This window comes from Acinetobacter sp. WU_MDCI_Abxe161, from assembly GCF_025514355.1.
GTDB classification, from domain to species: Bacteria; Pseudomonadota; Gammaproteobacteria; order Pseudomonadales; family Moraxellaceae; genus Acinetobacter; species Acinetobacter pittii_E.
This window is the reverse complement of sequence record NZ_JAHPTU010000005.1, coordinates 267,981-282,092: the sequence shown is the minus strand read 5'-3', so window position 1 is coordinate 282,092 and position 14,112 is coordinate 267,981. Positions and strand designations below refer to the sequence as shown.

Annotated in this window: 6 protein-coding genes; 5 read left to right on the top strand and 1 reads right to left on the bottom strand. The window is 41.0% G+C overall.

Translation table 11 applies throughout. The features are described from left to right. The first annotated feature begins 67 nt into the window (after positions 1-67). The 3 genes from KTI78_RS08205 (at position 68) to recD (ending at position 9,265) form a co-directional block, all read left to right on the top strand. Positions 68-3,703, top strand: coding sequence for an exodeoxyribonuclease V subunit gamma (locus KTI78_RS08205; RefSeq protein ID WP_262445748.1), 3,636 nt, complete (start codon positions 68-70; stop codon positions 3,701-3,703). Between the two features lie 3 nt (positions 3,704-3,706). Then, positions 3,707-7,405, top strand: a complete 3,699-nt coding sequence (locus KTI78_RS08200; RefSeq protein ID WP_262445747.1) for a UvrD-helicase domain-containing protein — start codon at positions 3,707-3,709, stop codon at positions 7,403-7,405. Between the two features lie 108 nt (positions 7,406-7,513). Further along, on the top strand, positions 7,514-9,265 hold the full coding sequence (gene recD, locus KTI78_RS08195; protein ID WP_262445767.1) for an exodeoxyribonuclease V subunit alpha: 1,752 nt from the start codon (positions 7,514-7,516) through the stop codon (positions 9,263-9,265). A 701-nt stretch (positions 9,266-9,966) separates the two neighbouring features. Here the strand turns inward: recD and KTI78_RS08190 are convergent. Further along, the gene (locus KTI78_RS08190) at positions 9,967-11,265 is read right to left on the bottom strand and encodes a serine hydrolase domain-containing protein (RefSeq protein WP_262445746.1); all 1,299 of its coding nucleotides are present in this window, start codon (positions 11,263-11,265) and stop codon (positions 9,967-9,969) included. 210 nt (positions 11,266-11,475) lie between these two features. Here KTI78_RS08190 and rpsO point away from each other — a divergent pair, with 210 nt between their 5' ends. Together rpsO and pnp are read left to right on the top strand one after the other, a co-directional pair. Beyond that, entirely contained in the window at positions 11,476-11,745 is a 270-nt protein-coding gene (gene rpsO / locus KTI78_RS08185; protein WP_002114951.1) for a 30S ribosomal protein S15, read from the top strand. A 256-nt stretch (positions 11,746-12,001) separates the two neighbouring features. Continuing rightward, positions 12,002-14,089 carry a polyribonucleotide nucleotidyltransferase gene (gene pnp / locus KTI78_RS08180; protein WP_170814194.1) on the top strand — a complete coding sequence of 696 codons (2,088 nt, stop codon included), beginning with the start codon at positions 12,002-12,004 and terminating at the stop codon, positions 14,087-14,089. Positions 14,090-14,112 lie beyond the last annotated feature (23 nt).

Genomic DNA, 14,112 nt, shown 5'->3' with positions numbered 1-14,112 from the left:
ATTCAGTTGTATAGTAATGAATGTTTATGATTTTGTGCATAAATTATGCAAGCAGGATATGAAATAAATGGGGATCCATGTTATTCAAAGTCAACGTATTGATGTGTTGTTGCAAGGTGTATTGGCGTCTACATCTCAAGCTTCAACGCATCCATTACAGGTTTTGAAAACCCAACATTTTATTGTTCCAAGTCCTGCGGTCGAGCAGTGGCTGATACAAAAACTTGCAGAACAGCAAGGCATGAGTGCCAATTACCAGTTTCACCAACGGGTACGAGGTTTCCAATGGTTTGCCTATCAGCAAGTTTTAACTGCGCATAAAGAGCAGGTCCGTAAAGCGAACATCCCGCGTTTGATTTTTAAATGGCGGGTGCATCAGGCTTTACACGAATTTATTCAACCTGACACGATGAGCATCGACACGTCGCATCCATTACATTCTATTGTCCAGCGTATTTATGACAGCGCAGATCGACTCGAACAAGGCATAGATAAACAATTAAAAAAACAAAAAATGTTGTACTGGGTCGCTGAGCAGGTTGCCGATCTATTTAGCAACTATATGATTTATCGGGGACAGTGCCAGCGTGGTTGTGAAAATAGTTGTACTTGCCCAGAAAACTGGTTGTCTGCTTGGGGGCAGGGCCGATCACTAGATATTGAAAAATATATTGTACAAAAAGATGAAGAAGTGACTGCTTTTGCATTGCATCAAACGCAAGAGCTAGAACGTTGGCAGCGTTGGTTATGGCAACAACATTTTCATGATGACTTTTTGCAGATGCAGCAAATCGATGAGTTGTTTTGGCAAGAATTAGATCATCCGGACCGTAGTAAGCGTGCTATTTCAAGATTACCTAATCAAGTGGTGATCTTTACGTTGTTAGATTTACCGCCAAGCCAATTACAGTTTTTGCGCCGTTTAGGACAATACGTTGATGTGCTGATTTTGCACTATAACCCTTCACAAGAATATTGGGCGGATAGTGTCGATCCACTGTGGAAGCAACGTTATGACTTAGGAGTAAAAGAGCGGTTTATTGCGAAAAATCCGAAGGCTACAGATACTGAAATTAGTGAGTTTTTTAATAAATTCACACTCAACTTTAATGCTGAAGCGCGTGAGTCCAGACATCCGCTTTTAACCAGATTGGGTAAGCAAGCCCGCGACCACTTTTCGCTGTTATCAAATTTGTCTACGGGCGAAGAAGGTAAGTGGGTGGATGCTTTTGTAGATGATTTTCCTGAAAGTTTACTCGGTAAAGTTCAGTCAGATATTTTACATTTGGTAGAACCACAAGCGAAACAATATAAACTTGCCCCAGACGATGACTCGATTCAGATTCATATTTGTCATTCGACTTTACGTCAGCTTGAAGTTTTAAAAGAGCAATTAATCTGTTGGTTGGCTAAACCGCATGAGCAGCCGCGCCGTCCAAACGATATTCTAGTTTTAGTTCCTAATCTGGCTGATATTGAGCCTCTAATTCGAAGTGTATTTCCCGCTACTGCCACTGAACAGGGTGTGCATTTGCCTGTGAAAATCGCAGGTGTTGCATCACTTGATGCACTTAATGCATGGCGTGCCGTAATTGGACGTATTCAACTGATGCAGGGGCGTTTTAGCTTTGATGATTTTGCTGACTGGTTAAGTTTGCATGCGACCCAGCAACGTTATGAACTTGAGTATGTTCAGGTTGAGCGAATTTTAAATTTACTTGCCGATGCGGGTTTTAAACGAGGGCTGGATGCAGAGCATCTCAAACGCAGTTTGTGTGAAGGGGATGACGATTACCGATATAGCTTTAAATTTGCATTAGAGCGATTGGCCCTTGGCATTGCCGTGCCTGTACATGCGACGTTCAATCAGGTCTTGAGTTATGCCAAAGTTCAGCCCAGTGATTTTGAGTTGATTGGTACACTTATTCAGATTTATCAAGATTTGAACGAGCGCCGTGATTGGTTAACTCTACATGAACAAGGGAAAGTCTATACGGTTGAATATTGGCTTCAAGTGCTAGGCAAAGATATTGTTGAATTTGAGCAGGTCGGTGTTGCAGCTTTAAAGGCTGTGCGGGAAATTGTTAAAAAACAAGAACGAATGTTGACACTCGCAAGCTATTACGCCGAGACAGAAACAGGAACTTTACGCAAAATTACCTTGCCTCTGCCTTATATTATTGAAGAAATTCAACGGACTTTAGAAAGCCAAAGTGCACAAGCTGAACCGACAGGGCAGATTACCTTCGCCCAAATTGGACATATTCGACCGTTACCTTATCGCTTAATGGTCATGTTAAATCTTGATGCAGGGCAATTTCCAAACCGTGATACTCATGTGCCATTTGATTTAATGGATGCACTACGTCAACAGTTAGGTGACCGCTCTCGGCTTGAAGATGATCAGGGTGCTTTTTTAGATGCTTTATTATTAGCCCAAGAAAATTTATGGCTGTTTTATAACGGCTTTGATGTGAACGATGGCGAAGTGCGCGAACCTTCCAGTATTCTTCAAGAGTTCCGTGAGCATCTTGCCTTGATTGTGAAAGCTGAAAATGATGCGCCTGAAAATATAGTTGTTGAAGGGATTGAGATTCCTTCACAGTTAAAACAACTCTATCACTTCCATGATTTACAGCCTTTTGACCCGAAAGGATTTACTGTAGAGAAACGTGTTATTCGTTATCAAGATCACTGGTTTAAGGTCGCTACACAAATTCAGCAAGTCTCAGGAAACCGTCAGCCTTGGGCGAACACGACCTATCCGCTACAAATACCTGACATCCTGGTTTTAGAAAGCCAGCAGTGGATACAAGATGTGACATTCCCAGCACGGTTATATTTGAAAACTTTAGGGGTAGAAAACTTAGGAAGTGTCGGAGCGCTCGACCAAAATGAACCTTTATTATTAGATGGTTTAGGGCGCTATACAATTCGATATTTTTTACAGCAATCTGAACAGCAAGCACAACCTGAAGTATTAATTGATCAGTTACCTGTAGGCAAAGTCAAATATAGCGCATGGCAACAAGGTGCGTTTGAGCAAGAGTGTTTACTTGAACGTCTTCACCATTATGCACCAGCAGTAACACCAATGACTCAGCGTATTTGGCGAATTGCTAAACAGCTTCATATGAATATTACAGTTCCGAAGTCTGAAACTCGGGATTGGGTGAGTATGGAACCTTCAAGCGCTCGGGCAAAAAGACGCGCTAAAGTCTGGTTAGAATATCTACTTTGGTTAGCTTACTTAAATGAGGGAAGTGCCGGGGCTGAAAAACGCCGTATTGTGGTTTTTAGTGATCAAACTGTGATTTGTAGTGGGGTTAGTTCTGAGCAAGCTCGGCAATATTTACAACCATGGTTTAAAATCTGGCGCCATGCACAGCAACAACCTTTGGTTCTACCAGCAGCCTTATTATTAAAGCCACTAGAAAAAGCTAAAGCATATCAGTGGGAAACCACAAATCAGACAGAAAAAGCAAAACTGGATGAGAAGAGCTATACAGAGCTGTTAAAATACTGGAATGAGACAGGGTCATTTACCACAATGGATATGACTCAAAATGAAGCTTGCAAGTTGCATCAAGACTGGAGCTTTATTTTGCAAGAACAAGATGCGCAAGCTTTGCTTCAACATGCTTGTGATGAGTTTGCGTATGATTTGTATCATCCGGTTTTTCAATTTCAACATTCGGAGTAAGGCATGAACTCAAGAGTACAGGTGTCTTATCAACCTATTATTGATATTGAATTTAGTGGCTTACACTTAATTGAAGCTTCGGCAGGTACAGGAAAAACCTATACCTTATCAAGTTTGATGGTCCGTATCTTTCTTGAAAAATACTTGCCTAGACAAGTCATTGCGACCACGTTTACCCGTGCTGCCGCTGCCGAGTTAAAAAGTCGTATTCGTGCACGTTTGGTTGAAACGTACCGTTATTTAGATGCCAAGCGTAATTTTACAGAGCAAGAATTACTTACGCAGGCAGAGCAAGAACCTGACTTATTACTCCAGCATATTCTAAAGCATTTTGCGACGCGTATTGCCTATGCGTGTGAACGTTTAAAACTGGTTATAGATCAATTAGACGAGTTATTTGTCGGGACGCTCGATAGCTTTAGCCAAAAATTATTACGTGAGTTTGCTTTTGAGAGTGGCAAAATTGAACGCGCTCAAATTACCGATGATGCCAAAACCTATAGTCGACAACTGATCCATGATGTACTGCGTGAATGGATACAGTCTCAACCTCAGACCGTGATTGATGCGTTGTATTTGGCAGGTGAGCTTAAGAGTGTTGATAGTTTTGTTAAACTGGTCGAAGACTCACTTAATTTTAGTTCAGCTCATTTTAAACTTCCCGAAAAACCAACCATTCAATTTGAACAACTTGCCCAGCTCAAACCATTAGCGACAGAAATTGATATCAGCCTTTTAGAAGCATATTACTTGCTTGATGGCGAGCACTATAAACATGTGAGCGGGACAGTATTTAGAAATGGGGCATTTAATAAATTATTTAGCGAGTGTTTACCGCAGCTACTACAAGTTCTAAAGCAAAGCGACATTATTTTAGTTTTTGACGGGTCATTAGCCGCGCAACGAGAACTTATTTTTAAGTTTTTAGGTCAACTTGCCGATCAAAAAATTTTTAAGAAATGTCCAGCAGAAATTTCAGAGGGTTTCTATCAGCATCCCTGTATTCAGCAAATTCAGAAGCTGTTTGGTGTGCTGAAAAACTACGCCGAGCAGTTCGACCAGCTTCATATTTATTTAAAAGCCTATTTATGTGTAGAAGTTAAAAAACGCTTACCACAGGTTTTACAAAATAAAGGTGAGACTACTTTTTCTCAGCAAATTCGTACACTTTCTGAAGCTTTAAAAGGTGAGCAGGGACAACGTTTTGCTGTATTTGTGCAGACTCGATATCCCTTAATTTTGGTTGATGAATTTCAGGATACCAACCAAGATCAAGACGACATGCTGGCGAGTATTTGGCGTCATCCAGAGCGCTACAAAAAAGGTTGCATGATTATGGTGGGTGACCGTAAACAGGCGATTTACGGTTTCCGCGGTGGGGATATGCTCACCTTCTTAAATGCCTATAAAGATATTCAAACCAAACATGGTCGTGAGTATAAGTTAATTCATAACCATCGTTCTGTTGCTGATCTGGTTGAAGTGGTCGATGCCTTATTTCAAAGACAAATCGACTTTGGTGAAGAAGTTCAATATGACCCAATTCGAGCAGGAACTCGGCCTCATCCTGTATTAATTGAGCAGAACAATCATAATCCTCACCCTTTACGCTGGTTGATGCTCAAAGATAAAGAAACAGAGGCTCAGCAAGTTGCATGGAAGATTCGAGATCTACTTAACCAGTCACATGCTGGACAACTATACTTTCAAAAAGATGCTCAGACTCAAACCTTACACGAAGATGATATCGCGGTATTGTCTCGTAATCATGATGGCCTCGATAAAGTTCAATTTGAGCTAGAACGTTTAGGAATTCGGGTTAATAGGCCATCAAAACGCAGTGTTTTCGATTGCTCGATTGCTCAAGACGTGGGGGCTTTGCTGACCGCCATACTTCATCCTTACGATGAGGCAAAAGTAAAACGAGCGTTAATTAGCCGTCTATTTGCCATGGATTTAAAACAACTCTTACAACTTGAGCAGACAGCCGAAGGGTTAAGCCAGTTTATGACTGGTTTTGACACGATTAGAGAGTTGTGGTCCGCTCAAGGCTTTTTAGTGGCATGGCAACAATGCCTCATCCAGTTTGATATATGGCAAAATTTGGTTGCAGCTCAAAGTAAAGATAATGAACGGGTTGTAGTGAACTTGCGTCATTTAACTGAAATTTTGAGTCAGCACAGTGAAAAATACTCAGGTGCTCAGAACCTTTATCACTGGTATCTCAAACAGTTGCGTTCTCCTCTTGATCGTGATTGGGAGTTAGAACGTAAATTATCGAGCGAAGCTGGTGTTCAGCTCATGACCATTCACCAGTCAAAAGGGCTGGAATTTAAGATTGTATTTTTATTAGGTGCAGATAAGCCCTTTCGAGAAAATAATAAAACACTCAATTTTTCGACCCAAAATATTGTCAAACCAGACTCAAACCAGACTTTGACTCAACGTGTCGTTGCGATTGCTGACAAAACTTATTTGAATGAGATTGAACTTAAGCAACATGAAGAGCGAGCACTCGCTGAACAGAATCGTCTTTGGTATGTCGCTTTAACGCGAGCAAGCCATCGCGTCTATGCTGTTTTACAAGATATTGATGGTAAATCGGTATCAGGCCTCGCATTTTGGAAAAATAGAGCTGAACCTTTTCAACACCGTTGCTGTACGGATGAAATGGTTTTGGAACAGATTCCACAAGCAATTCATTTAACCAAGCAAACCAGTGTTATTGAAATACAAGCACAACGGTTTCCTGAACAGCGTTTTTATTCGAGAGGGAAAACCAGTTTCAGTTATTTGGCACAGCATTTAAAACATAAGGCTGGCACAGATTTATTGGCCAGCCAGAGCAATGATGCTGTATTGGCGGAAGATGAGTTGGACTTAATTCATACTGCTGAAGCAATCAGTGCTCAGCCGATTGACTGGATAAAGAATAACTTTCCTAGAGGAACACTTGCCGGTAATTTCTTGCATGAAATATTTGAACATATTGATTTTCAATGTTCAGATGACTGGGTCATAGAAATACGACGTCGTTTTAAAAATGACTATAGTAGCCTTTGGCAAGATTTACTCATTAAATATAACGAGAGCTTCCCAGAAGAGGAAGATGCCGAAAATCTGCTTTACCAGTCAGTTGCAGAGTGGTTAAAAGATATTTTGCGAACACCGCTTTCTCAAGGCTTTCGATTAAACCAGCTCCAACAAGATCAGTATTTGTCAGAGTTTCCTTTTTATTTGGCACTCTCAGATCGGGTTTTAGCAATGACACGTATTCAGCAGCTCTTCGCTGAGTATGGATTGAATATGCCGGAGTTAATTGAGGCTCGATCAGCGCGTTACCTCAACGGTTCTATCGATTTGGTTTATTTTGATGGTCAGCGTTACCACATTGCCGATTATAAAAGTAATTATTTAGGGGATGATCTTGCAGATTATCGTAGCGACAGTATTGCCCAAAGCATGTCTTTAGCAAGTTATTGGCTACAAGCAGGTTTATATCTCGTTGCATTACATCGTTATTTGCAAGTCAAAATGCAGAATTACCAAATTGAAAAACATTTGGGTGGGGCAACTTATCTTTATTTACGTGGTATGAATGGTGAAGCGGAGCAGGGGTACTATTATTGGGAACCTAGCGTCGAGTTTATTCTTCGTCTTGATGCCATTTTGGGGTATTTTGCTGAGGATAAAATAGCATGAAAAATGCTGATAAAATGCGTAATTTGAAGATTAACAAATACTTGACATGTGGATAAGCCTGTCTATAACCATGTGGACAAGCGTGTGGAAAACTAGGTGGATAAGTGTGTGGACAACCTAAATAGCTCTGAACAAGCCGATTTAAGCTGGTTAACAACATGGAGTAGCTTCTTAAATCAGGCTCCATTTACTGAACAATCGCAAGTGCCGGAAGCCACTTCTTACTTGCAGCAGCTGATTGAAGCGAGCTTACAAGGCGATAGCTGTATCGATGCCAGTTCAGAGCAAATTGCAGCACTTGGTCAGCTTGCTATATCTGCTGATCAAGCAACTTCAAAAGTTGCGCCGTGCGTCTACGATGAGCAGGGGTTGGCATTATACCGATATTGGCACCTAGAGCAACGACTTGCAGAACAAATTTGTCGATTAAAGCAACAATTAATTCAACCCGTAGCTTGTGAAGACTATCTGGACCTACTCACCGATCCTCATCAACAGGCAGCTTTACAGATGGTTGCTCGGCAAAGCTTGAGTATTATTACGGGTGGGCCGGGTACAGGTAAGACTTATACGCTGGCACGTATTATTGCTGTGCTGAGTCAGGCAATTCCGCATATTCGTGTGGCGATGGCCGCTCCAACGGGTAAAGCAGCACAGCGAATGCAAGAAGCATTACAGAACTCGTTTAACGACCCTAAATTGCTTGAATCTGGATTAATGAGTGAAGAGCTAAGGAATCAGGGAACACAAACGATTCACCGATTATTAGGGATGGGATATAGCCAAACACCACGTTTTAATCAAAAACAGCCTTTGCCCTATGACGTCATTGTCGTGGATGAAGCTTCTATGCTGGATTTAAATCTAGCAACGTTATTATTTGAAGCTGTGCCCGAGTCTTGTCGAATTATCTTGTTAGGAGATGCAAATCAGCTCGCTTCTGTTGATGTCGGGGCGGTACTTGCAGATTTGCAGCAAATACAGGCATTGGCTGACAACAGAGTACAATTACAAACCAGTCGCCGTTTCGCTGAAGGGGCATTGATTGGGCAAGTTGCTAAATTTATTCAGGCGCAAACCCATCAACAAGATCATGTAGAAGTTTTGCAGAGATTTGAAGTTGATATTGTTCAAGCCGCAGAATTAAAACCTGTACTTCTACAAATAGATATGCCCGATGTGGTTCAGCTTGAATATTTACCAGAAGGCAATCAATTAGACCTAGATCTCTATTATCAAAAGCTAATGCTCGGTTTCCAAGGGTATGTACAAAGTTTAAAGAACTATTTACAAGAAGAGCGCTCGATCGAACAGGTCCAAAATGTAGTAAAAGCATTTGATGACTACCGTATTTTAACGGCTGTTCGTCATGGCCCGTTTGGGTTGCAGCAGTTAAACCAATATGCCCAGCGTTGGATACAGCAACAGTTATCAATCATGACTGTCGGAGGGTGGTATGTGGGCCGTCCAGTAATGATGACCTATAACGATTATCAACTCGGTATTTCAAATGGAGACATTGGTTTGTGCTTTGAGCACAGAACTCAGCCACAGCAGTTTGAAGTATATTTTCCAAGTTTGAATAAATGGGTCGCTGCAAATCGATTGCCTAAAAGCATTCAAAGTGCTTTTGCCCTAACAATTCATAAATCGCAAGGGTCTGAATTTACACATACTGCTGTTGTTCTTGATCAGGCTGCAAAGAACTTATTAAGCCAAGAGCTTATTTACACTGCGATTACACGAGCTAAGAAAGTAGTCAGTCTTTTAGTTGACCAAGAGGCTTTAATACAGGCATTCACAGTTCGTACTACAAGAAAAAGTGGGTTAGTTCAAAAAGTTAATCGGTTAGTTCGTTAAGCCAAACTTAATATTTTTACACTTGTAAGAAAAAGCTTACATAGATTCGAGATATTTGCTGCTAGAGTACACCCCGTGTTTTTGAGATTATAAACGCACAACGAGCTTGGCAAGGAATGTCGGGCAAAATCGCACAATAATAACAACTTAAGTCGAGAGACTGCGAACTTACAATGAAGTAGGTGTATAAAGAGGAAACTTACAGCCGCTAAGCCTTGTAGTTTTGGGAGAGACTACAGGGCTTTTTTATATTCTAAATTTCACTGCCTTTCAAAAAGTATGACAAAACTTCGCTTTTAGTGTCATCTGCACGATGTTTTCTTGTAAAGATTTAAATCAATAATATCAATATATTTATCTGTAATATGTTTTTAAAACAGGCATTTTTCCTGTGAATTGTTAAGTTAAATGTTATACAGAACTGTACGTTAAATGTTAAAAGTGGTCATTTGCCAAATATTAGACAGACCTGTACGTTTTTACTTACATGATGATAAGAAAAATACTACTTTTCTTCATAATTGGATATGTCACAATACATCACATAAGGAAATAGAAACAAAAACAACGGAAGTGAGTTAAAACAACAAGAAGGATGTGACTAGCATCTCACCAACGACAATAAAAACAGTAATAACACGATAAACAAAAACTACAGCGCCAAAAACCCAAGCAGAAATGCTTGGGTTTTTTATTTGCTTCTACACTAAGTCAGTCTCATGAGAGTCGCTACCAAATAAAGAACGGCGTTGATCTCTCGGTATACGCGGACATTGTGTTGAGATTTGATAGAGAACTTTAGCTAAAGCAGGCAGGTGAGTGCCCACTACAGATTTACCTGTTGTTAATAGGGAAACACTGATATCTCTTTCAGGGTCAGCCCAGCATAAGATATTAGAAAACCCTAAATGACCAAATGCTTGTCCTGTCATTGGGCCAAAAAGGCCGACAGGGTTGCTGCCTAACATTGGTCCTAAAGCATAGCGCATTGGAATTAATAACGTACGATCAATGCTAACGCCTGTAGTGGGAAGAGTCGCTCTGAAAATAGTTTTTTCACTGAAGATTTGCTGACCGCCATAGCTTCCGCCACTTAAAAGCATTTCAAAGAAGCAGCTAGCTTGTTCTGCACTGGTATAGATATTGCCGGCTGGGCAAATGGTGTCCATAAAGCGACTATCGTTAGTCACATCAACTGCAAGTTGCAAACCACCACCTAAAACATGATTCAGATAATGATCGGTACCAAGGCGAGGGTGCAGACCTGTTGCACAGTTTAAGGCGACTTCTGAACGATATTCTGGTTTCAATCCATAGTTGAAATAAGGCATTCCCATCGGCTTTTCGATAGTTTGATGTACAAATTCACGTAAGTCTTGCCCAGTCACCCGTTCAATGACTTCTCCTAAAATGTAACCTGCCGTAACCGCATGATAGGCAAGATGATTGCCAGCGGGAGAAACAGGTCGAGCAGCATATAAACGTTTTAAAATTTCATCTTTATCAAATAATAATTCTGGGGTGACATCGCCTTCAATATAGGGAATACCGCCGCGATGTGCCAATAAATGAAAGATCGTTGCACGGCGCTTACCATTGACACCATATTCTGGAATGTAATAACTCACGGGATCGAGCAAATTGATTTCACCTTTTTCATCTAATAGATGAATCAACATGGCTGTGATCATCTTCGATGCTGAAAATAGGCAAACAGGGGTATCTGGGGTTGCAATCAGCGCATTTTCTTGAAGACCTGCCGGAGAGTTCCCTTGGGCATATCCAATGCTTCTATTGAGCAAAATTTTACCTTGCCTGCGTAAACAGAAGGTAATGAGTGGATAGTTTCCGGTTTTATACAGTGCTTCTATACTTTTCCAGATTTTTTGAGTCTGATACTCACTCATTCCACCCTGTTCAGCAGCAACTTCATCTTTTTGTCGAATGACTTGCTCAATATTGTCCGGTACTGGACAAGTGTTGGTTGAAAAAATTTTCACACGTCCCTCGCGCTTCTTTCTTTTTATTCAAGGCTAGTGTGCAGGGTTAAGGACCTGATGTCAGTGTCTAAAATGACAAGTTACTGAAAACTATTTTGCAATCCACCTATAGATACCTTAAAATAGGCGACTTGCTGTAGTGATGCACGGCAGTCAGTTGCCTCAACTGATTCATATCGTTTACTTTTTTAAGCATCTCGGAGAAATCGAATGGCTTTAACTAATGCAGACCGCGCAGAGATCATTGCTAAATTTGCTCGCGCTGAAAATGACACTGGTTCACCAGAAGTACAAGTAGCTTTATTGACTGCTCAAATCAATGATTTACAAGGTCACTTCAAAGCTCACAAACACGACCACCACAGCCGTCGTGGTTTGATCCGTATGGTTAACCAACGTCGTAAATTGCTCGACTACTTAAATGGTAAAGACCACGGTCGTTACACTGCTTTGATCGGTGCTTTAGGTTTACGTCGTTAATTCGATTTTCACTTTGTTTTCGCTATTTCGCATGTCGCAATGCTTTATCGCTGAAAAGAGAGTTTCACTTAATGTTAGATTAAGTGATTTTTAGAAGGGGCGCTTGTGCGCTCCTTCTTTGCGTTTAACTTTTTTAAATAATTGATCTAGTGTGATGGCTTCTAAGCTTTGTCATTTATCTACCAATCGGTGTAGTCTGAATGCCAAACCTTAGGGGTCTCACTAGAATAAAATTAGGAAAATACAATACATGTCAATGTTTAATATCGTTCGTAAAGAATTCCAATTCGGTCAACATCAAGTCGTTTTAGAAACGGGTCGCGTTGCACGTCAAGCAAACACAGTTTTAATCACTATGGGTGGCGTAACTGTTTTAGTTGCAGTTGTTGCTCAACCTAAAGCAAAAGCGGGTCAAGACTTTTTCCCGTTAACAGTTAACTATCAAGAAAAACAATATGCAGCTGGTCGTATCCCTGGTGGTTACGGTAAGCGTGAAGGTCGTGCTTCTGAAGCTGAAACATTAATTTCACGTCTTATTGACCGTCCAATTCGTCCGTTGTTCCCAGAAGGTTACTTCAACGAAATTCAAGTAACAGCAACTGTTGTTTCTTCTGACAAAACTATGGATGCTGACATTGCAGCAATGCTTGGTACATCAGCAGCATTGTCTATTGCTGGTACTCCTTTCCGTGGCCCAATTGGTGGCGCACGTGTTGGTTTAATCAACGGTGAATATGTTCTTAACCCGAACTTCGAACAGTTGAAAGAAAGTGACCTTGACCTTGTGGTTGCAGGTACAGAATCTGCTGTATTGATGGTTGAATCTGAAGCGAAAGAACTTTCAGAAGACCAAATGCTTGGTGCTGTGCTTTTCGGTCATGACGAAATGCAAATTGCAATTCAAGCGATTAAAGAATTTGCTGCCGCTGCTGGTGCTGTTGAATCAACTTGGGTTGCTCCAACTAAAAATGAAGCGCTTCTTGAGCAATTAAAAGCAGCTTTCGAAGCTAAAATTTCTGAAGCATATACAATTGCGGTTAAACAAGACCGTTATGCAGCACTTGATGCACTTTATGCAGAAGCTGTAGCTCAGTTCGTTCCAGAAAATGACGAAACTGGTATTGCTGATGAAGTAAATGAATTATTCGAAGACCTTAAATACCGTACAGTACGTGACAACATCTTGTCAGGTAAGCCACGTATTGATGGTCGTGATACAAAAACTGTTCGTGCTATCGACGTTCAAGTTGGCGTATTAGATCGTGCACACGGTTCTGCATTATTTACACGTGGTGAAACTCAGGCGTTGGTAACAACAACTTTGGGTAATACACGTGATGCGTTAATGGTTGATACCCTTGCTGGTACTAAAACTGACAACTTCATGTTGCACTATAATTTCCCTGCATACTCTGTAGGTGAAACTGGCCGTGAATCTGGTCCTAAGCGTCGTGAAATTGGTCACGGTCGTTTAGCACGTCGTGGTGTTCAAGCAGTTCTTCCTGCTGCTGACCGCTTCCCGTACGTGATCCGTATTGTATCTGACATTACTGAATCTAACGGTTCATCTTCAATGGCTTCTGTATGTGGTGCTTCATTATCACTTATGGATGCAGGTGTTCCACTTAAAGCACCAGTTGCTGGTATTGCAATGGGCCTAGTGAAAGAAGGCGAGCGTTTCGCAGTACTTTCTGACATCTTGGGTGATGAAGATCACTTAGGTGATATGGACTTTAAAGTAGCAGGTTCTGCAAACGGTATTACTGCACTTCAAATGGACATCAAGATTGAAGGTATTACCGAAGAAATCATGGAAGTTGCATTAAACCAAGCATTTGCTGGACGTATGCACATCCTCAATGAAATGAACAAAGTCATTTCACGTGCTCGTGCTGAAATCAGTGCTCATGCACCGACGTTTGAAGTAATTAACATTAACCCGGACAAGATCCGTGACGTTATTGGTAAAGGCGGCGCAACTATCCGTCAAATTACTGAAGAAACTAAAGCTGCAATTGATATTGAAGACAACGGTACAGTACGCGTATTTGGTGAAACTAAAGCTGCTGCTAAAGCTGCAATTGCTAAGATTCAAGCGATTACTGCTGAAGTTGAACCAGGTAAAATCTATGACGGTAAAGTAATCCGTATTGTAGAATTCGGTGCGTTTGTAAACATCATGCCAGGTACTGATGGTCTTCTTCACATTTCGCAAATTTCAAATGAACGTATTGCGAACGTAACTGATGTTCTTAAAGAAGGTCAGGAAGTGAAAGTACAAGTTGCTGATGTTGATAATCGTGGTCGTATTAAATTGACTATGAAAGACATTGAACAAGCATAATTGTTCTAGTGACATGAAAAAGT

What these genes read in the sequence shown, in the direction of transcription:
- KTI78_RS08205 (WP_262445748.1), top strand. Translation starts at nt 68, where the DNA reads ATGGGGATCCATGTTATTCAAAGTCAACGTATTGATGTGTTGTTGCAA.
- KTI78_RS08200 (WP_262445747.1), top strand. Translation starts at nt 3,707, where the DNA reads ATGAACTCAAGAGTACAGGTGTCTTATCAACCTATTATTGATATTGAA.
- rpsO (WP_002114951.1), top strand. Translation starts at nt 11,476, where the DNA reads ATGGCTTTAACTAATGCAGACCGCGCAGAGATCATTGCTAAATTTGCT.
- pnp (WP_170814194.1), top strand. Translation starts at nt 12,002, where the DNA reads ATGTTTAATATCGTTCGTAAAGAATTCCAATTCGGTCAACATCAAGTC.